The sequence below is a fragment of the Novilysobacter erysipheiresistens genome, assembly GCF_036663935.1.
Taxonomy (GTDB): domain Bacteria; phylum Pseudomonadota; class Gammaproteobacteria; order Xanthomonadales; family Xanthomonadaceae; genus Novilysobacter; species Novilysobacter erysipheiresistens.
Map to the genome: position 1 here is coordinate 206,538 of NZ_JAXGFP010000003.1, position 17,007 is coordinate 223,544.

The 17,007-nt window shown below is 70.6% G+C and carries 18 protein-coding genes; 8 read left to right on the forward strand and 10 right to left on the reverse strand.

Annotated elements, in window-relative coordinates; genetic code table 11:
• Window positions 1-8: 8 nt before the first annotated feature.
• The 3 genes from SNE34_RS07000 (at window position 9) to SNE34_RS07010 (ending at window position 2,408) form a co-directional block, all read left to right on the forward strand.
• Window positions 9-908: an alpha/beta hydrolase gene (locus tag SNE34_RS07000; protein WP_332616039.1), complete on the forward strand. Its 900-nt coding sequence runs from the start codon at window positions 9-11 to the stop codon at window positions 906-908.
• 147 nt (window positions 909-1,055) lie between these two features.
• Window positions 1,056-1,637, forward strand: a complete 582-nt coding sequence (locus SNE34_RS07005; protein WP_332616041.1) for an outer membrane beta-barrel protein — start codon at window positions 1,056-1,058, stop codon at window positions 1,635-1,637.
• 177 nt (window positions 1,638-1,814) lie between these two features.
• On the forward strand, window positions 1,815-2,408 hold the full coding sequence (locus SNE34_RS07010) for a hypothetical protein (protein ID WP_332616043.1): 594 nt from the start codon (window positions 1,815-1,817) through the stop codon (window positions 2,406-2,408).
• Window positions 2,409-2,576: 168 nt separating this feature from the next.
• Here the strand turns inward: SNE34_RS07010 and SNE34_RS07015 are convergent, their stop codons facing one another.
• The 5 genes from SNE34_RS07015 to SNE34_RS07035 all read right to left on the reverse strand — a co-directional run bounded on the left by SNE34_RS07015 (window position 2,577) and on the right by SNE34_RS07035 (window position 5,707).
• Window positions 2,577-3,617, reverse strand: a complete 1,041-nt coding sequence (locus SNE34_RS07015) for an NAD(P)H-dependent glycerol-3-phosphate dehydrogenase (protein WP_332616046.1) — start codon at window positions 3,615-3,617, stop codon at window positions 2,577-2,579.
• 10 nt (window positions 3,618-3,627) lie between these two features.
• A complete protein-coding gene (secB, locus tag SNE34_RS07020; RefSeq protein WP_332616048.1) occupies window positions 3,628-4,155 on the reverse strand; it encodes a protein-export chaperone SecB in 528 nt (175 codons plus the stop codon).
• Between the two features lie 105 nt (window positions 4,156-4,260).
• On the reverse strand, window positions 4,261-4,698 hold the full coding sequence (locus tag SNE34_RS07025) for a rhodanese-like domain-containing protein (RefSeq protein WP_332616050.1): 438 nt from the start codon (window positions 4,696-4,698) through the stop codon (window positions 4,261-4,263).
• 69 nt (window positions 4,699-4,767) lie between these two features.
• Window positions 4,768-5,181 carry a hypothetical protein gene (locus SNE34_RS07030; RefSeq protein WP_332616052.1) on the reverse strand — a complete coding sequence of 138 codons (414 nt, stop codon included), beginning with the start codon at window positions 5,179-5,181 and terminating at the stop codon, window positions 4,768-4,770.
• A 70-nt stretch (window positions 5,182-5,251) separates the two neighbouring features.
• Entirely contained in the window at window positions 5,252-5,707 is a 456-nt protein-coding gene (locus tag SNE34_RS07035) for a YiiD C-terminal domain-containing protein (protein ID WP_332616054.1), read from the reverse strand.
• A gap of 49 nt (window positions 5,708-5,756) precedes the next feature.
• Here SNE34_RS07035 and SNE34_RS07040 point away from each other — a divergent pair, with 49 nt between their 5' ends.
• The 3 genes from SNE34_RS07040 (at window position 5,757) to SNE34_RS07050 (ending at window position 8,841) form a co-directional block, all read left to right on the forward strand.
• Complete coding sequence (locus SNE34_RS07040; RefSeq protein ID WP_332616056.1) at window positions 5,757-6,515, forward strand: uroporphyrinogen-III synthase; 759 nt, start codon at window positions 5,757-5,759, stop codon at window positions 6,513-6,515.
• A 71-nt stretch (window positions 6,516-6,586) separates the two neighbouring features.
• Window positions 6,587-7,573, forward strand: coding sequence for a uroporphyrinogen-III C-methyltransferase (locus SNE34_RS07045; RefSeq protein ID WP_332616058.1), 987 nt, complete (start codon window positions 6,587-6,589; stop codon window positions 7,571-7,573).
• 2 nt (window positions 7,574-7,575) lie between these two features.
• The gene (locus SNE34_RS07050) at window positions 7,576-8,841 is read left to right on the forward strand and encodes a heme biosynthesis HemY N-terminal domain-containing protein (RefSeq protein WP_332616060.1); all 1,266 of its coding nucleotides are present in this window, start codon (window positions 7,576-7,578) and stop codon (window positions 8,839-8,841) included.
• A 246-nt stretch (window positions 8,842-9,087) separates the two neighbouring features.
• On the opposite strand, the gene SNE34_RS07055 is transcribed toward SNE34_RS07050, so the two are convergent.
• On the reverse strand, window positions 9,088-10,365 hold the full coding sequence (locus tag SNE34_RS07055; RefSeq protein WP_332616062.1) for an acetyl-CoA C-acetyltransferase: 1,278 nt from the start codon (window positions 10,363-10,365) through the stop codon (window positions 9,088-9,090).
• 148 nt (window positions 10,366-10,513) lie between these two features.
• Between SNE34_RS07055 and SNE34_RS07060 the strand changes: the two genes are divergently transcribed.
• Entirely contained in the window at window positions 10,514-11,425 is a 912-nt protein-coding gene (locus SNE34_RS07060) for a hypothetical protein (RefSeq protein WP_332616063.1), read from the forward strand.
• Between the two features lie 130 nt (window positions 11,426-11,555).
• Here SNE34_RS07060 and SNE34_RS07065 read toward each other — a convergent pair whose 3' ends face one another.
• From SNE34_RS07065 to SNE34_RS07080, 4 genes are all read right to left on the reverse strand, one after another.
• A complete protein-coding gene (locus SNE34_RS07065) occupies window positions 11,556-12,050 on the reverse strand; it encodes a GNAT family N-acetyltransferase (protein ID WP_332616065.1) in 495 nt (164 codons plus the stop codon).
• Between the two features lie 52 nt (window positions 12,051-12,102).
• Window positions 12,103-12,699: a superoxide dismutase family protein gene (locus SNE34_RS07070; RefSeq protein ID WP_332616068.1), complete on the reverse strand. Its 597-nt coding sequence runs from the start codon at window positions 12,697-12,699 to the stop codon at window positions 12,103-12,105.
• Window positions 12,700-12,956: 257 nt separating this feature from the next.
• A complete protein-coding gene (gene ntrC / locus SNE34_RS07075) occupies window positions 12,957-14,354 on the reverse strand; it encodes a nitrogen regulation protein NR(I) (RefSeq protein ID WP_332616069.1) in 1,398 nt (465 codons plus the stop codon).
• Complete coding sequence (locus tag SNE34_RS07080; RefSeq protein ID WP_332616071.1) at window positions 14,351-15,439, reverse strand: two-component system sensor histidine kinase NtrB; 1,089 nt, start codon at window positions 15,437-15,439, stop codon at window positions 14,351-14,353. The genes ntrC and SNE34_RS07080 overlap by 4 nt, the downstream gene beginning before the upstream one ends.
• Window positions 15,440-15,585: 146 nt before the next feature.
• On the opposite strand from SNE34_RS07080, the gene SNE34_RS07085 reads away from it, so the two are divergent.
• Window positions 15,586-16,719, forward strand: a complete 1,134-nt coding sequence (locus tag SNE34_RS07085; RefSeq protein ID WP_486651781.1) for an HNH endonuclease — start codon at window positions 15,586-15,588, stop codon at window positions 16,717-16,719.
• The last annotated feature ends 288 nt before the right edge of the window (window positions 16,720-17,007 follow it).

The following is a 17,007-nucleotide window of genomic DNA, read 5'->3' on the forward strand; positions in this document are numbered from 1 at the left end:
GGACGCCCGTGCCACCAGCGCCGCCGACTCCGACCCGCTTCTTCCGCGCGGCGCTGTTGTCGCTGGCCGTGCTGCTGGGCAGCGGTTGCGAGCGCGCGCTGTTCGGCTTCCTCAACCGCGGCCTGCCGCCGCCGGAAAGCACGGTCGTATTCGCTCCCGAACTCGGGTTGGCGCTGGACATCTACCGGCCGACACGCCCGGCCGCCACGCCGGCGCCGGTGGTGGTGTTTTTCTACGGCGGCAGTTGGCAGCGCGGCGAACGCGCGCAGTACCGCTTCGTCGGCCAGCGGCTTGCCGCCAACGGCATCCTGGCGATCGTCGCCGACTACCGCACCATGCCGCGGGCCGGTTTCCCGGCTTTTATCGACGATGCCGCGCGGGCGGTGCGCTGGACCTTCGACCACGCCGCGCAATGGGGCGGCGATCGCGAGCGGATATTCCTCGCCGGCCACTCCGCCGGTGCCCAGATCGCCGCGCTGCTGGCCACCGACGGTCGCTATCTGCAACGTCGCGGCGTAGAGGTCGATGCGCTGGCGGGAGTGATCGGCCTGGCCGGGCCATACGACTTCGCGATCACCGGCAAGCTCGAGCAGGTTTTCGGCGCCCCGTCGCAGTGGCCGCAGGCGCAACCACTGAACTTCGTCGATGGCGACGAGCCGCCGTTCCTGCTGGTCCACGGCCGCGACGACCGGGTGGTGGAAAGCGCCGACAGCGTGGCGATGTCCGAAGCGTTGCGCGCGCACGACGTCCCGGCGCGACTGCTGCTGTTGCCCGACGCCGGCCACAGCGCGCCGCTGGCCGGCCTGTACGACCCGCAGCGGGTGCCGGCGATGCTGCCGGCGATCCTCGGGTTCATCGCCGACCCGCGCGCCGCATCCAGCGCCGCGGTCGCCCCGACGCGACCCTGAATGGGACATGTAGTTCCTGAACTTCGAAGTACACAATTCAGTTGCGATTGGGTCGCCCGCCGGATACTGCGATGGCCGGACCGTCGTGCCTCCCCCGATAGGCAAGCTACCGCGGCCCGGCCCCATCAAAAGAGAGGCCCAGACCTTATGAAGAAGTCACTGCTTGCCCTGACCCTGCTTGCCGCCACCCCGTTCATGGCGTCGGCTGCCGACGGCATCTCCTACAACTACGTCGAAGGCGGTTACATCGCCACCGAGACCGACAGCAATCTCGACGCCGACGGCTGGGCGATCAACGGTTCCGGCGCGATCGCCCCGAACTTCCACGTGTTCGGCGGTTACTCCGGACAGAAGACCGATGATTTCGTGGTCGGCCCGACCCGCTTCGAAGGCGTCGACATCGACCAGATGCGCCTCGGCCTGGGTTACAACCACGAGATCTCGCCGCGTGCCGACCTGCTGACCCGCGTCGCCTACGAGCGTTCCGAGGACGAGTTCGACAACTCCTTCGACGGCTACAGCGTCGAGGCCGGCGTGCGCGGCGCGCTGACCCAGAGCCTGGAAGGCTACGCGCTGGCCGGTTACGAGGACGGCAGCGACTACGACGGCGACTTCTACGGTCGCGTCGGCGCGCAGGTGAAGTTCAACCCGATGTGGGGCATCACCGGCGACGTCAAGTTCGTCGACGGCGCGACCCAGTACTTCGTCGGCCCGCGCGTCACGTTCTAAGTCGACACCGCAGCACCGCAGTACCCGCGACCCTCTCTCTCCCCTGATCGTCGCGATCGAAGCCCGGCTCCGGCCGGGCTTTTTTTGTGCGCGCGGTTTGTTTACTCGTGAATGTTTCGTTAAAGTTCGCCGCCGCCCGCGAGACGGGCCGCACGACAACCCAAGGAACAGGAATTCATGAACAAGCAGATCGCACTGGCCGCCATGCTGGCCGCCGCCTCGTTCGGCGCCAGCGCCGGCGGCGTTGATTACACCTATGTCGAGGCTGGTTACGCCCGGATGGACGTCGAAAGCGAGGAGGCCGCCGACGGCTTCCAGCTGCGCGCCTCGGCAGCCGTAGCCGAACACATCTACCTGCATGGCGGCTACGCCAGTGTGGAAGCCGACGACTTCGACATCGAGCTGGAAGAAAGCCAAGTCGGCGTGGGCCTGCGCTCCGATCTCGGCGAGCGCGCCGACTTCATCGCCGAGCTGGGCTATGTCCGCTACGACTTGGAGGTCACCAACGTGCTGGGTGTCAGCGGCTCGGACTCCATCGATGGCGGCCGCCTCAGCATCGGCCTGCGCGGCCTGCTGGCCGATCGCGTCGAGGGTTGGGCGAAGGCCAGCTACAACGACGGCGGCGACTTCGACGGTTCGTTCTCGGCGCTGATCGGCGCCCAGGTCAAGTTCAACCAGAACTGGGGCGTGTTCGTCGAGGCCGAGAGCGGCGAGCTGCTCGAGGACGTCGACACCACCAAGTACCTGATCGGCGTGCGCGCGAGCTTCTGATCGCGCGATTGTCGGCGACAACGAAAAACCCGGCTTCGGCCGGGTTTTTTGTTAAAAGACCCAGCGGCTTTTGTAGGAGCGGCTTCAGCCGCGATCGGGAGTCGGCGCCGGCGAACGGTTTCAGATCGCGGCTGAAGCCGCTCCTACAAGGGCCTTGCCGGGAACGCGCTAGCCCAGCAACGCGCTCGGGTATTCGGCCTTCTGCTCGCGCGCCATCAGCTGGCGCAGGCCTTCGCCCGGGGTGATCTCGCCGTGCAGCACCGAGTGCACCGCCTCGGCGATCGGCAGCTCGACGTCGTGGCGGCGAGCCAGTCGCATGACCTCGTCGGCGGTCTGTACCGACTCGACCACCTGGCCGATCGCGCGGACCGCCTCGTCGATGCCCTGCCCCTGTCCCAGCGCGAGGCCGAGCCGGCGGTTGCGCGAGAGGTCGCCGGTGCAGGTCAGCACCAGGTCGCCGAGCCCGGCCAACCCCATCAGGGTCTCGGGCCGGCCGCCAAGGGCGCGGTTGAGTCGCAGCATCTCGTTGAGGCCGCGGGTGATCAGGCCGGCGCGGGCGTTGAGCCCGAGCTGCATGCCGTCGGCGACGCCGGTCGCCACCGCCAGCACGTTCTTCATCGCGCCGCCGAGCTCGGCGCCGAGCATGTCGTCGCCGGTATAGGCGCGGAAGCTCGGGCCGTGCAGGACGTCGGCCACGGTCTGGGCGAACTCGGGCGTGTCGGAATGCACGGTCAGCGCGGTCGGCAGGCCGATCGCGACTTCCTTGGCGAACGACGGCCCGGTGACCACCGCCAGCGGCACGCCGTCGCCCAGTACCTCGGCGGCAACCTCGTGCAGGAAGCGGCCGCTGCCGGGCTCGAAGCCCTTGGTCGCCCACGCCACCCCGGCCGCGGCCGGGCGGTGCGGCGCGAGCGCGCGCAGGGTGTCGGCGAACGCGTGCGACGGCACCACCACCAGCACGAGGTCGGCGCCGTCCAGCGCGGCCGTCAGGTCGGTGGTCGCGCGCAGGGTGTCGGGCAGGGCGATGTCGGGCAGGTAGCGGGTGTTGTGCTGGCCCTGGTCGATCATCGCGATCGCCGCGGCGTCTCGCCCCCACAGCACCGTGCGGTGGCCGTGGCGGGCGATCAGGGCGGCGAGCGCGGAGCCCCAGGAGCCGGCCCCGAGCACCGCGACATTGGTCACGGCAGGGGCGTCCGATTGGGCGTGCATGCGCGACCGGTCAGGCGTTGCCGGCGGTCTCGGCGTCGGACGTCAGGCCCTCGGCCTGCTTCGCCGCGCGCTGGCGCAGGCCTTCGGTGTACAGCGCGTCGAAGTTGATCGGCTGCAGGAAGAACGGCGGGAAGCCGCCGGACTGGACCAGGCTGCTGATCAGCTGGCGCACGTACGGGTACAGCACCGACGGGCAATGGGTGCCGAGCAGGTTGTCGAGCTGCGCCGGCTCGAAGCCGCTCATGGTGAACACGCCGGCCTGCTTGACCTCGACCAGGTACAGCGCCTTGTCGGCGGCGTTGCAGGTCAGGGTGACGCCGAGGGTGATCTCGTAGGCGTCGCCGTTGAGGCGCTGCACGCTCTGGTTGAGGTTCATCTGCAACTGCGGCTGGGTCTGTTCGCTGAACGCCGCCGGGCCGGCCGGGACTTCGAACGAAACGTCCTTGGTGTAGATCTTGTCGACCGTGAACACCGGGCCGGTGGCGGCGGCAGCGTCGGCGGACGGCGCGGCAGCACCGTTGAGGTTTTCTTCGGACATCTCGAACTCCAGCGTAAGGCGGTCAAAAATCAAGTATGGCACGCGTGAAACCGTGCCCCCGGGTTCAGGCATGGGGGGCGATCACGGGCGTTGCAAGGTTTGTCGTCAGCGGCGACCCTTCACCAGCGGCAGGTCGGCCTGCTGCCAGGCCTGGATGCCGCCTTCGAGCCAATGGACGTGCTCGAAGCCGGCCTTCTTCAGGCGCTTGGCGGCGTCGGCCGAGGCGTGGCCGTTGCGGCAGGTGACCACCACCGGCAGCGCCTTGGCCGCCGACAGCAGCTTGTTTTCGGGATCGAACTGGCTGGGCTGGACCGACTTGCTGCCGGCGATGTGGCCCTTCTCGAAGTCGGCGCTGGCCGACAGATCGATCACCAGCGCGTTGTCGCGATTGATCAGGCCGGTCAGCTCGGCCGGGCGCAGCGCCTTGTAGCCGCGGAACAGGCGCATCACTTCGGTGTAGGCGATCGCCAGGGTCAGGCCCACCAGGCCCAGCGAAAGGTACGGGTGGCGGCCGGCGAAGGCCAGCAGTTCATCGAGGGTCACGGCATCACGACAGCGGCAAACGGGGCGGCGATTGTCGCAGAAAGCGGCGCGCCGCTCATGCGCGGGCCGCTATTGGCCGGCCCACAGGTCCGGCAGGCCGCTGGTGTTCCACCAGACCTTGGCCGCCTCGTCCCAGCGCCAGACTTCCTGGTAGCGGACCTGGCGCTGCTCCATGGTGTGCTGGTTGACCACCCCGATCTCGATGCTGCGTACCGCGGTGCCGGCCTTGATGTTGCGGTCGGCGCCGACGTCGCGATAGGACGAGATCTTGATCTGCTCGTAGCGCTTGCGCTCCAGGTCGGTCAGCGGATCGGCCTGGCGCACCTTGGGGTCGACCAGGTTGAGCGCGCCGCCGAAGTCGCCCCAGCGGATCGCCCCGGACCAGGCGTACTGGGATTCGTCGAGCGCGTTGGCGGCCGGGCTGGAGTTGGCACAGCCGGCCAGTGCGAGCAGGCACATCAGGATCAGGGCGGTCAGGCGCATTGGCGCGCTCCGGGACGGTGGCGAAGCGGCCATCGTACCGGTCAGCGGCAAGATACGGGCGACCGTTGCCTCACTTGGCGATGGCGACGTAGCGCGCGGTAAACGTGGTCGCGGGACGGCCGTCGGCCAGCGGCACCCGCGCGACCAGGTGGGTGCGGGCACGGCCGCGCTGGCGCAGGGTCTTGATGAAGTCGGCCCAGTCCTCGCCCTCGGCAAGGCTGGCGCTGACCTCGAGGTCGCCGAACAGCGGCGCGAGATAGCGGACCTGGCTGTCGGCGACGAACACGTCGGCATCGATATCGGCGGCATCCAGTTGCAGCGACACCAGCCCCCACGAGGCCAGCGTCATCATCGAGGCGAGGCTGCCGCCGAACGCGCAGCCCTTGTCGTTGACGTGGCGCGCCAGCGGCGCGTGCAGTTGCAGGCGCTGGCCGTCGTAGTCGGCGATGCTCAGGCCCATCACGGCCACCGGCGGCATCGAGCGGTAATGCTGGAGCAGGCGTTGCAGGGCGTCGCTGTGGGGCATGTTCGACCTTGGCTGGAGGGCGCGCGCGCGGCGCCGCTATGCTGGGGCGATGTCGACCGCCACTGCACCGGAATGGTACGTGATCTCGCTGCGGCCCCGCGGCCAGCACGCGCCGATGCGGCGTGCGGCGGCGCGCCACGGCGGCGCGGTGATCGCGCTGTCGCCGTGGGCGCTGCAATTGCGCGACGACGATGCCAGCCGCGCCGACCTCGATTCCGCGCTGGTAGCGCCGCGGGTGTTGGTGACCAGCCCGGCCGCGGTGCGTGCGGCAAGCACGTTGCGACCCTTGCGGGAGCGCGACGGCCAACGCTGGTTCGCGGTCGGCGCCGGTACCGCGACGGCATTGCGGCGTGCTGGCGTGGGCAACGTTACTGCGCCGAAGCGGATGGACAGCGAAGGCCTGCTGGCGCTGCCCGGCCTGCAGCGATTCGACGGCGAGGCGATCGGCCTGCTCACCGCCCCCGGCGGCCGCGGCACGCTGGTGCCGGCGTTGCGCGCACGCGGCGCCGAGGTCCGTCGCGCCGACGTGTACCAGCGCGTGCCGGTGCCGCCCGCGCCGCGCACATTGGCTGCGCTGCGCGGGTTGTCGCGGCCGGCGGCGATCGCGCTGTCGAGTGGCGAGGCGCTGCAACTGGTGTTGGCTGCGGTGCCCGGTGACATCGCCGCGCGCTTGCGTGCGCTGCCGGTAGTCGGCGCCAGCGATCGCCTGCTCGACCTGGCCGCCACGCTGGGCTTCGAACAGCGCCACCGCGGCGCCGACGCGCGTCCGGCAACGCTGGTCGAAACCGTCGCCACGTTGCTGCGCTGAGCCACTGCCGGCGCCGGGCCGGATGGCGCATCCGGTAGCATGGCGACACTTCATCCCACCGGTTTTCCGCCGTGTCCGCGACCCCCGATCCGAGCCCCCGTCGCCGCAGCCGCCTGTCGGCGTGGCTGCTGTCCTTGCTTGTGGTGCTACTGCTCGTCGCGGCGGCCGGCTGGTACGGCTGGCAGTGGTGGCAGGCGCGCCAGGCCGCCAGCGACGCCGATGCGACGATGCAACTGGACGCGCTCAGTGAACGGGTCGCCGCGTTGCGCCGTGACCAGCGCGCGCAGGCGCAGCGCCTGCAGCAGGCCGACGCCACCAACCGGGTGCTGCGCGACGAACTGCTGGGCCTGGGCGAGCGCTCGGCGATCATCGAGGACAGTTTCGCCCGCTTCGCCGATCCCGACCGCCACGGCGCCCAGGCCTTGCGGCTGGACGAGACCGAGTTGCTGCTGTCGCTCGGCCAGCAGCGCCTGCTGGTCGCCGGCGACCTCGACGGCGCACGGCGCGCCTACGCCTTGGCTGCCGGGGTGTTGGCCGGGGTCGACGATCCGACCTACCTCAGCCTGCGCCAGAGCCTGGGCCAGGAGCGCGCCGCGCTCGAGGCGATCGAGGTCGAACCGCGGGCGCAGGCACTGGCGCGGCTGGCCACGTTCGCCGCGACCGTCGCCAGCGCGGCGCCGGTACCGCGTCACGACGCGGCGCAATCGAACGGGCAGCCGTGGTGGCGCCGCGCGTTCGCCGCCATCGTCGAGGTGCAACCGACCGACCGCGCGGTCGCGGTGCAACCGGCCGACATCGCCGCCGCGCGCGCCGGCCTGCAACTGGAGATCAGCCTGGCCCGCGCCGCCGCCGAGCGCCGCGACGTCGACGGCTACCGCGCCGCGCTCGCGCGCGCCGATGCCTGGCTGACCCGGTTGCTGCCGCCCTCGGACGAACGCGAACGCCAGCGCCGGCAGCTGCGCGAAATCGCATCGCTGCCGCTTTCACTTTCGCTTCCGCCCCTCGGCACCACACTGCGGCAATTGCGTGAGTCGCGCGCGACGCGCCGGGAGTCCTGACGATGAACCTTTTCCGCAACGTGCTGTTGCTGCTGGTACTGGTGCTGGTCGGCGCGCTGATCGCGCAGCTGCTGGTGCAGGATCCCGGCGTGCTGACGGTCGACTACCGCGGCACCCGCTACACCACCACCCTCGCCGCCGCGCTGCTGGTCGGGATCGGTGCGCTGCTCGCGCTGTGGCTGGTCTGGAAGATGTTGAGCCTGCCGTTCATCGCCCTGCGCCGGCGTCGCAAGAAGGCCGCGCGGGCCAAGCTCACCGATGGCCTCGACGCGCTCGACCAGGGCCAGTGGGCGCGCGCGGAGAAACTGCTGGAAGCCGCCGCGCGCGAACCGGGCGCCGAGGACGACGGCATCGCCACGCTGGCCTGGGTCGGTGCCGCCCGCGCTGCCGCCTCGCGCGGCGAAGAGGTCGCCGCCAACGCCCATCTCGATGCGCTGGCCGCCAGCCACCCGGCGAGTCGTGCATTGGCCGCGGCCGAGCTGGCGATGGCCCGGGACCGTCCGGACGAAGCCCTCGCCGCGCTCGATGGCGCCAACGTCCAGCCGCTGCCGCCACGCGGCCTGTGGTTGCGCGCCCAGGCGCTGGCCGCGAGCGGTCGCAGCGGCGAGGCCTACGGCCTGCTCGGGCCGATGCGCCAGCAACAGGCGGCGCCGGCGGGCCGGCTCGACGTGCTGGAAGCGCAATGGGCCGAAGCGGCGCTGCGCGAGGCCGGCGACGCCAACGTGCTGGCCGACCGCTGGGAGGCACTGCCCAAGCCGCTGCGCAGCGAACCGGCCGCGGTCGCTGCTTACGCCGAACGCGCCGCCGCGCTGCGCTGGGAGGAAGCCTCGGCCAAGAGCGTGGAGCAGGCACTCGATAGTCGCTGGGACGAATCGCTGGCCGCGCTGTACGGACGCCTGCCGATCGGCCGGATCGACGCCCGCCGCCAACGCGCCGAGGCTTGGCTCGACGCCCACCCGGCCAGCCCCGGCCTGCTGCTGAGCCTGGCCCGGCTCAGCCGCGCCCAGGGCCAGTGGCCGCAGGCGGAAACCTACCTGCACCGCGCCCTTGCCCAAGGCGCCAACGCCGAGGCCTGGGAAGAACTCGGCCACGGTTTCGCCCAGGCCGGCGACGAGCCGCGCGCGCGACTGAGCTACGCCAACGCCCTGCGCGCGACCCGCGGCGAGGCGATCACCGACCTGCCCGGCCGCGACCTGCGCGCACGGATCTACGATCAGGCCGTGACCGAGGAACGCGACGAACACGGCATGCCGCGACTGCGGGAGTAACGGTACGCACGCGCGGCCCTGATGTAGGAGCGACGTGAGTCGCGACCCACTGACATCGCGCCGCGGCGTCGTCGAACGCGTTGTCACGAATCACGCAGATGTCGAACCTGTAGGAGCGGCTTCAGCCGCGATCCAGAAGCGGCGCGGGCGAACGATTGCCGATCGCGGCCGAAGCCGCTCCTACGACCGCAGGAAGTCCAGTCGGACAAACGCCCGGACATCATCCCCGGGCATGGCCGATCCACCTCAACGCTCCAGGATCGCCACCACGCCCATCCCGCCGGCGGTGCAGATCGAGATCAGGCAGCGGCCACCGCCGCGCGCCTTGAGCTCCTTGGCCGCGGTCGCGACCAGCCGCGCGCCGGTCGCCGCGAACGGGTGGCCGGTCGCCAGCGACGAGCCGTTGACGTTGATCTTGTCCGGATCGATCCGCCCCAGCGGCGCGTCCAGCCCGAGCCGGGTCTTGCAGTACTCCTCGCTCTCCCACGCCCGCAACGTGCACAGCACCTGCGCGGCGAATGCCTCGTGGATCTCGTAGAAGTCGAAGTCCTGCAGGCTCAAGCCGTTGCGCGCGAGCATCTGCGGCACCGCCACGGTCGGCGCCATCAGCAGCCCTTCGCCGTGGACGAAGTCGACCGCCGCGACCTGGGCATCGCGCAGGTAGCACAGCGGTTCGTGGCCGTGCGCCTGCGCCCACTCGTCGGACGCCAGCAGGCAGGCGGCGGCGCCGTCGGTTAGCGGGGTCGAGTTGGCCGCGGTCAGGGTGCCGCGGCCGGAGGTCTTGTCGAACGCCGGCTTCAGCGTCGCCAGCTTTTCCAGGCTGCTGTCGGGACGCAGGTTGTTGTCGCGCGAGACCCCTCGGAAGCTGACCACCAGGTCATCGAAGAACCCGCGCTCGTAGGCCGCAGCGAGCTTGAGGTGCGACGACAGCGCCCACTCGTCCTGCGAGTCGCGCGAGATGTTCCACTGCTTGGCCATGTCCTCGCAGTGGTCGCCCATCGACTTGCCGGTGCGCGGCTCGGCGACGCCGGGGAAGTCGGGCTTGAGTTCGCCCAGCGAGAAGCCCTTGAATGCCGCCAGCTTGCCCTTGAAATCGCGCGCCGCGTTGGCCGCGAGCAGGCGACGGCGCAGCGACTTGCCGTAGACGATCGGCACGTCGGAGGTGGTGTCGCTGCCGCCGCCGATGCCGGCCTCGATCTGGCCGGTGGCGATCTTGTTGCCGACGGTAATGATCGAGTCCAGCGAGGTGCCGCAGGCGCGCTGCAGGGTGATGCCCGGGGTCAGCGCCGACAGCCCGGATGACAGCGCCGCCTCGCGGCCGAGGTTCCAGTCGGACGAATGCTTGATCACCGCGCCCATCGCCACCTCGCCGAGCTGCTGCCCGTGCAGGCCGTATTTCTCGACCAGCGCCCCCAATGTGCGCACCGACATGCCGAGGTTGCCGACGTCGGCATAGGCGGTGTTCTGACGGCAGAACGGGATTCGCACTCCGCCGAGCACGGCGACGGGACGGACTGGACGCATCGATTCACCTCTCGCAAGACTCATGGTTGCCGACCGGTCCGCGCGGGCTCGCGTGGGCTTGCGGGCATAATGGCCCGAGTGTAGCGCCGCCCCCCGCAGCGACCAAACGCCTGCGTATCCTCGGCGTGCGTCCTCAGCAAGGGAATCCATGACCGCGACCTCCGGCACCGCCCCCGACCTGCACGTCCTCGGCGCGCTCGCCCTGGAACTCCACGGCGACGCGCCGATCGGCCGCGAGGCCCTCGCCCAGGCCGAGGTCGGCGACCTCGCCGGCCTGGTCGCGCGGGATCTCGCCGGCTTCTGCGCCGAGGCGGCGATGCTGGAGCTGGTGACTGTCGGCGCCCTGTACGACCCGGTCGAGTTGTTGCGTCCGGGCTGGCCGCTGCACCGCGAGCTCGACCAGTTGGCCGCGCGCGCCCCGCGCGATGCGATGGGCGGACCCGACGGCCGGATCATCGCCTTCGGTGCCCACGACGGCCGCCTGCCGGGCGCACTCACGCCCTCGCCCGACTACGCCGGCGGCCCGCTGCGCCTGCTGCCGTTCGTGCTGACCGGCAGTGCCGAAGTGGTGTCGCGGGTCGGCGACGCGTTCGAGCGCGAGCTGATCGAGCGCGGCATGGCCGGCGCCGACACCGCGCTGGCGGCGCAGGACGCGTTCGGCCTGCGGGTCGAGCACGCGCGCTACCTGACCGTGCACGACCTCGCCGCGATGACCGCGCTGCAGTACGAGCACGCCGGCCTCGCCGCGCTGTGGCCGTTGCTGGAGACCGCATTGCTGCAACCCGATGGCGAAGCCTGGCTGGACCGGCCACCGGAACCGTTGCTGCACTACGTCGATGGCGAGGCGCGAATCGCGCTGTTCTCGCCGGCCGCCTGGCACGCGCGCTATGCGGCCGAGATCGACTGTGACAGCGCCGAAACGCGCGACCGGTTGCAGCGCCAGCACCAGCATTTCGAAGCGCGCCAGCGGCAGATCGCCGCGGTACTCGGCGCGCATGGGGTGCCGGTGAACTTCGTGCATTGCGAGCGCGATGTGGATTACCGCAACGCCCTGAGCTGAGGCGTCTCACGTCCGAAATCTGGGTCACTTCGATTGTAGGAGCGACGTCAGTCGCGACCCGCTGGAGGCGTGGTACAGGTCGCGACTGACGTCGCTCCTACACGAAGTAGTTGCGCGTCCGCGGGCGATGTCACCCGCGGGCGCTGATGAACTCCGCTTCGTAGATCCGGTAACCCGCCTCCTTCATCCCCAGCGACGCATAGGTCTTCTGCGCATCCGCATTCGCGCGCTCGACATACAGGCGCAGGCCGATCACCCCGTCGCTGCCGCGCGCCAGCTGCTCGACGTGGCGGTACAAAGCGGCGAACACGCCCTGGCGGCGATGCTTCTCGTCGACGTAGACGCTCTGGATCCACCACCACTCGCCGTTGCGCCAGTCGCTCCATTCGCGGGTCAGCATCAGGGTGCCTACCGGTTCGGCCAGGGTCTCGCGGCCGGCGGCGAGCGCCTCGCGCATCGCGATGAAGTAGCGCGCCTTCGCCGGGTCGGCGATGCCGGCCGCGACCCCGGCGCGCACGGTGCCGGGGTCGAGCGCCTTGTGCTCGGTTTCCTCCGCCATCGCGAGGTTCCAGCGCGCCAGCAGGTCGGCGTCGGCGGGCCGGGCCTCGCGGATGCGCAGGTTCATCGCGACGCGTCCGGCCGGGCGGCACCGGCCGCGGTGATGACGCCCATCGCGATCAGCCGGCGCTGATCACGCCGCAGGCGACGCGCGCGCCGGCGTTGCCCGACGGCTGGCTGGTGTAGTCGTCGGGATCGGCGTGGACGATCACCGCCTTGCCGACCGCGTCGTTGGCCGCGCCGCCGCCGAGCACCGGGCCGCTGGCATGGACGTCGACCTGGGCGACGCCGTCGGCATTGGCGACGATGTTGTTCATGTCGCCGCCGTGGTGGGTCGGGGTGTCGACCTTGCCGTGCGCCTCGGCGGTCGGGTTGAAGTGGCCGCCGGCGCTGCTGGCGTCGGCGGCGCTGCAATCACCGGTCTCGTGGATGTGGATCGCGTGGGTGCTGCCCGGCGCCAAGCCGCCGATCTCGCCCTGCAGGTGCAGGCCATCGCCCATCGGCATCAGGCTCAGCTTGCCGCTGACCAGGCTGCCCGAGGCGGCGGCGAGGTTGACCGTGGCGCTCGACAGGGTCGACTCGGTGGCGAGGTTGGCGGGCGCGCTGGTGCTCGCAGCGGCGCTGGCGCCGGCCTCGGCACCCGCGTCGGTGGACGGGGTCGAGGCGCAGGCGGCGAGGGCCAGGGCGCAGGCGGTGGCAAGCAGGGCGGTTTTCATCGGGGAACTCCATGGATGGGAACGAGGATTTGGTCGCGCGGACTTCGACGGCGTTCACCGCGGGCTTTTGTAGGAGCGGCTTCAGCCGCGATCCGGAGAGTCGGTACGAGCTAACGATTTTCCGATCGCGGCTGAAGCCGCTCCTACAACAGCCCCATCATGCGCAACAGCGCACTGGCGTCGGACGGGTCGCGCCGACACCGTAGCGCCGCGCGGGTTCATGACCGGTGAATCCGCAAGCACCGGCGATGACGAACTCATGAAGTACCCGGCTTGAGCTTGCGGGTCAACGTATTGCGGCCGACACCGAGGCGCGCGGCGGCGGCGGCGCGGCGGCCGCCGGTGTGCTCGAGAGCGGCCTGCAGCAGCACCTGGTCGAGACGGTCGCGGGCACGCGCGTGGATGTCGGCGGCACCGGCGTCGAGTTGGGCGCGCGCCCAGGTCGTCAGCTGCGCGTCCCAGCCGACGCTCGCGGCGGCGGATTCGCGCGGGTGTCCGAGGGCGGCGTCGATATCGTCGCGGCGGATGTTGTCGCCCGGGGCCAGCGCGGCCAACCGCCAACACAGGTTCTCCAGCTCGCGCACGTTGCCGGGCCAGTCGTGCGCGCGCAGGCGCTCGATCGCGGCCGGGGCCAGCCGCTTGGCCGGGGCGTCGAACTTGCGCGCGGCGATCGCGAGGAAACGCTCGGCCAGCGGCGCGACATCGGCCAGTCGCTCGCGCAGCGGCGGCAGCCGCAGCCGCACAACGTCGAGCCGGTGCAACAGGTCGGCGCGGAATCGGCCGGCGACGACCAGTGCGTCGAGGTCCTGGTGGGTCGCGGCGACCACCCGCACGTCGACCCGGATCAGCTCGCGGCCGCCGACGCGGAAGAACTCGTTCTCGGCCAGCACCCGCAGCAGCCGGGTCTGCAGCGGCAGCGGCATGTCGCCGATCTCGTCGAGAAACAACGTGCCGCGGTCGGCCTGCTCGAAGCGCCCGGGCTGGCGCTTGTGGGCGCCGGTGAACGCGCCGGCCTCGTGGCCGAACAGTTCCGACTCCAGCAACTCCGACGGGATCGCCGCGGTGTTGAGGGCGACGAACGGTTGCGCTGCGCGCGGTGATTCGCGATGCAGCGCGCGCGCGACCAGCTCCTTGCCGGTGCCGGTCTCGCCGGTGATGAGCACCGACAGCGGCGCCTGCGCGAGCCGGCCGATCGCGCGGAACAGTTCGCGCATCGGTGGCGAGGCACCGACCAGCAGCGGCTCGGGGTCGTTGGCGGCGGTGGCCGGCGCGGCGGCGGGGTCTTCGTCGCCGTCACGCCCGGCAAGCGTACGCGCCGCCAGCGCGACCGCGTCGTCGAGGTCGAACGGCTTGGACAAAAACTCGTGGGCGCCGCCGCGGAACGCGCCGGCGGTGCTGGCGATGTCGGTGTAGGCGCTCATCACGATCACCGGCAGCTGCGGTGCGCGGGTCTTGAGCTTGTCGAGCAGGGCCAGGCCGTCGTCGCCGGGCATGCGCACGTCGGTGAACAACAACTCGGGGGCGCCGTCGCGGGCCAGCGCGGCCAGCGCGGCGGCGGCGTGCTCGAACTCGGCGACGCGGTAGCCGGCGTCGCGCAGCGCGGTGGCGAGCACGAAACGCACGCCGCGGTCGTCGTCGACGATCCATATGTTCATGCGGCGTCCTCCGGCGGCGCCGTGTCGGTTGCGATGGCGGCCTCGCTGTCGTCTTCGATCACGGTCATCGGCAGCAACAGGGTGAACACGGTGTGGCCCGGTCGCGAGCGGTATGCCAGCGAGCCACGATGCTCGCGCGCGACCTGCTGGGCCAGCGCCAGGCCGAGCCCGCTGCCCTCGGCGCGGCCCGACACCAGCGGCAGGAACACCCGCTCGGCCAACGCGTCGGGCACGCCGCGGCCGTCGTCGACGATCTCCAGTCGCAGCGCCATCGCGTGCGCCTCGTCGCCGATGCGCAGGCCATGTTCGGCGCGGGTGCGCAGGCTGACGTTGCCGGCGCCGGCCTCGATCGCATTGCGCACCAGGTTCCACAGCGCCTGGGTCAGGCGGTCGGGGTCGCCGAGGAACTCGGGCAGGCTGGGGTCGTAGTCGCGTAGCAGCTTGACCGCCCAGCCGGCGTCGCTCTCGGCCAGCCTGAGGACCCGCTCGAGCACGGCATGGATGTTCAGCGGCGCGTGCGGGCGAGGCGGCGCGGGGGTCAGCAGTTGGTCGAGCAGGGCGGCGAGGCGGCCGACCTCGGCGTCGATCAGGCCGAGCAGTTCCCTGGAGTCGTCGCCTTCGACGCGGCGGGCGAGCAGTTGGGCGGCGCCCTTGAGGCCGGCCAGCGGGTTGCGCAGTTCGTGGGCGAGACCCTTGAGCGAGGCGGCCAGCGCGGCCGGTAGCAGCAGCGCCGGGTCGTCGCCGGGGAACTCGTCGACCGGGTGCGCCTCGACCAGCACGCCGCCGCCTTCGCGCGCGCTTAACCAGAGATCGGCGAAGCGTTCGTCGGCATCGGGATGGCGCAGGTGCACGCGGCGCAGGCGCAGCGGCGCGGCGTCTTTGTGGAGGCGGGCGAAGGCGGCAGGGAGGCGCGATGGGGTTTCGGCTTCCAGCGCGAACACGGGGCGGCCGAGCAAGCGCCGGGCGCCGACGCCGAGCCAGCGCGCGAACGCCTGGTTGCAGCCCGCAATCGCGCCGTCGGGGTCGAGCCAGGCCAGCGGGGTGGTCAGGGCGTCGGACTCGGGCGCGGTGGTGGGGGGCGGCATTGCACCATCTTAGTGCAGAGTCGAAAGGGTATCGGGTTCGATCGAACGAGGTTGCCGAGCTCCGGGCAGGGGTCGGCGCCCCGGCCGGGTGCTCGCCGACCGGTTCGATCGGCCATCCATGGCCGACACACCGGCCGCGGCCATCCATGGCCGCTTCGGAAGCACCCAGCCGGAGCACCGCCCTTCGGAGTTTGGGTGGCACGGCGTTGTTGGGATGGGCGGGCCCGCAACGGTTTGGCGTGGCGTGCATTGGCGACATATCCTGGCGCGGCACGTTGCCTAGGGATCGGGCTCCTTCGTCCAATGCTGGAGCCGTATTGGTCAACGTCCCTTTCAAGGTTGGAGCGCTATACCACCGCCGTGACGAGATTCACGCTCGTTTTGGTGGACAGCGACAAGGCGGCATTTCGACGCCGAGGGATGCGCCGGTCGTGATCCTGTTCACCGGCGAGGCCGGTGCGACGCACGGATACCACGACTTCTGGGATGACGACGGTGTTCTTCACTACTTTGGTGAGGGGCAGGTCGGGGACATGACATACAGCGGCGGCAACCGCGCGATCCTTCGCCACGATGTCGAGGGCAAAGTGCTGTTGCTGTTCCAGATGATGGGCAAGGGGCGCCCCTATCGTTTTCTTGGCGAGTTCCAACTCGCGGGACAACCCTATGAGAAGCCCGGCGTGCCGGACACCCGCGGAGATCTGCGCACGGCGATCGTGTTTCCGCTGCGACCGATCCTGCATGAAGTCACGCCGTTCGAAGCCACGCAGGTGGGCGAGGCCGCCAATGAAGAACTGGCGCTCGGGAGCACTGTCGCGCTTCGGCTCAGCGAAGTTCGCAAGAAGCAGTCGCTGTTCCGCCGCCGCCTGATCGGCGTCGAGAAGGAATGTCGCCTTACCGGCGTGCGCGACCTGCGCTTCCTGCGCGCCAGCCATATCAAGCCATGGTCCGAGTGCGGGACCGCGGCGGAACGGGTGGATGGCCACAACGGATTGCTCCTGACACCCACAGCCGATCTGCTGTTTGATCACGGCTGGATCACCTTCGAGGACAAGGGCACGCTAGTTCCTTCGCAGTTGCTGCCCAGCGATGTGGTGAAGCGGATCGGCTTCTCGGTGCATTCGGGGCGCAAGTGTGGCGCTTTCACCCAGCAGCAGAACCAATACCTCGAATACCACCGCAACAAGGTGTTCGAGAAGAAGCTCGCGCAGACCGACGACCCGGTGGCGACTCTGATCGAGACGCTTGGCGCCCGGCCCGGATACGCGGGTACGCCTTAGCACTGCAAGTCCACGCGGCGAATGGTTGTCAGTGGGTCGCGACTTACGTCGCTCCTACAGAAGCGTCTGGATGTGTTTGACCACGCGATGCCAACCCAACCGCCGATGCGGTGGCTCGGCCGGATGTGGCCGGAGCGGCCATGGATGGCCGCGGCCGGTGAGTCGGCCATGGATGGCCGATCGAACCGGTCGGCAATCTCCGGTCGAGGCGCCGCTCCCGCCGGAACCGGCGCAGTCGCCCGGCGCGGATTCTCGGGATGGCATCGCAGGCCACGGACGGGCGATGGC

Bases quoted from the DNA above. Each gene is read 5' to 3' on its own strand.
- SNE34_RS07085 (WP_486651781.1), top strand. From the start codon at position 15,586: ATGGCCGCTTCGGAAGCACCCAGCCGGAGCACCGCCCTTCGGAGTTTG.
- SNE34_RS07050 (WP_332616060.1), top strand. From the start codon at position 7,576: ATGAACCTTTTCCGCAACGTGCTGTTGCTGCTGGTACTGGTGCTGGTC.
- SNE34_RS07055 (WP_332616062.1), bottom strand. From the start codon at position 10,365: ATGCGTCCAGTCCGTCCCGTCGCCGTGCTCGGCGGAGTGCGAATCCCG.
- SNE34_RS07060 (WP_332616063.1), top strand. From the start codon at position 10,514: ATGACCGCGACCTCCGGCACCGCCCCCGACCTGCACGTCCTCGGCGCG.
- SNE34_RS07080 (WP_332616071.1), bottom strand. From the start codon at position 15,439: ATGCCGCCCCCCACCACCGCGCCCGAGTCCGACGCCCTGACCACCCCG.
- ntrC (WP_332616069.1), bottom strand. From the start codon at position 14,354: ATGAACATATGGATCGTCGACGACGACCGCGGCGTGCGTTTCGTGCTC.
- SNE34_RS07030 (WP_332616052.1), bottom strand. From the start codon at position 5,181: ATGCGCCTGACCGCCCTGATCCTGATGTGCCTGCTCGCACTGGCCGGC.
- SNE34_RS07070 (WP_332616068.1), bottom strand. From the start codon at position 12,699: ATGAAAACCGCCCTGCTTGCCACCGCCTGCGCCCTGGCCCTCGCCGCC.
- SNE34_RS07040 (WP_332616056.1), top strand. From the start codon at position 5,757: ATGTCGACCGCCACTGCACCGGAATGGTACGTGATCTCGCTGCGGCCC.
- SNE34_RS07015 (WP_332616046.1), bottom strand. From the start codon at position 3,617: ATGCACGCCCAATCGGACGCCCCTGCCGTGACCAATGTCGCGGTGCTC.
- secB (WP_332616048.1), bottom strand. From the start codon at position 4,155: ATGTCCGAAGAAAACCTCAACGGTGCTGCCGCGCCGTCCGCCGACGCT.
- SNE34_RS07010 (WP_332616043.1), top strand. From the start codon at position 1,815: ATGAACAAGCAGATCGCACTGGCCGCCATGCTGGCCGCCGCCTCGTTC.
- SNE34_RS07065 (WP_332616065.1), bottom strand. From the start codon at position 12,050: ATGAACCTGCGCATCCGCGAGGCCCGGCCCGCCGACGCCGACCTGCTG.
- SNE34_RS07035 (WP_332616054.1), bottom strand. From the start codon at position 5,707: ATGCCCCACAGCGACGCCCTGCAACGCCTGCTCCAGCATTACCGCTCG.
- SNE34_RS07005 (WP_332616041.1), top strand. From the start codon at position 1,056: ATGAAGAAGTCACTGCTTGCCCTGACCCTGCTTGCCGCCACCCCGTTC.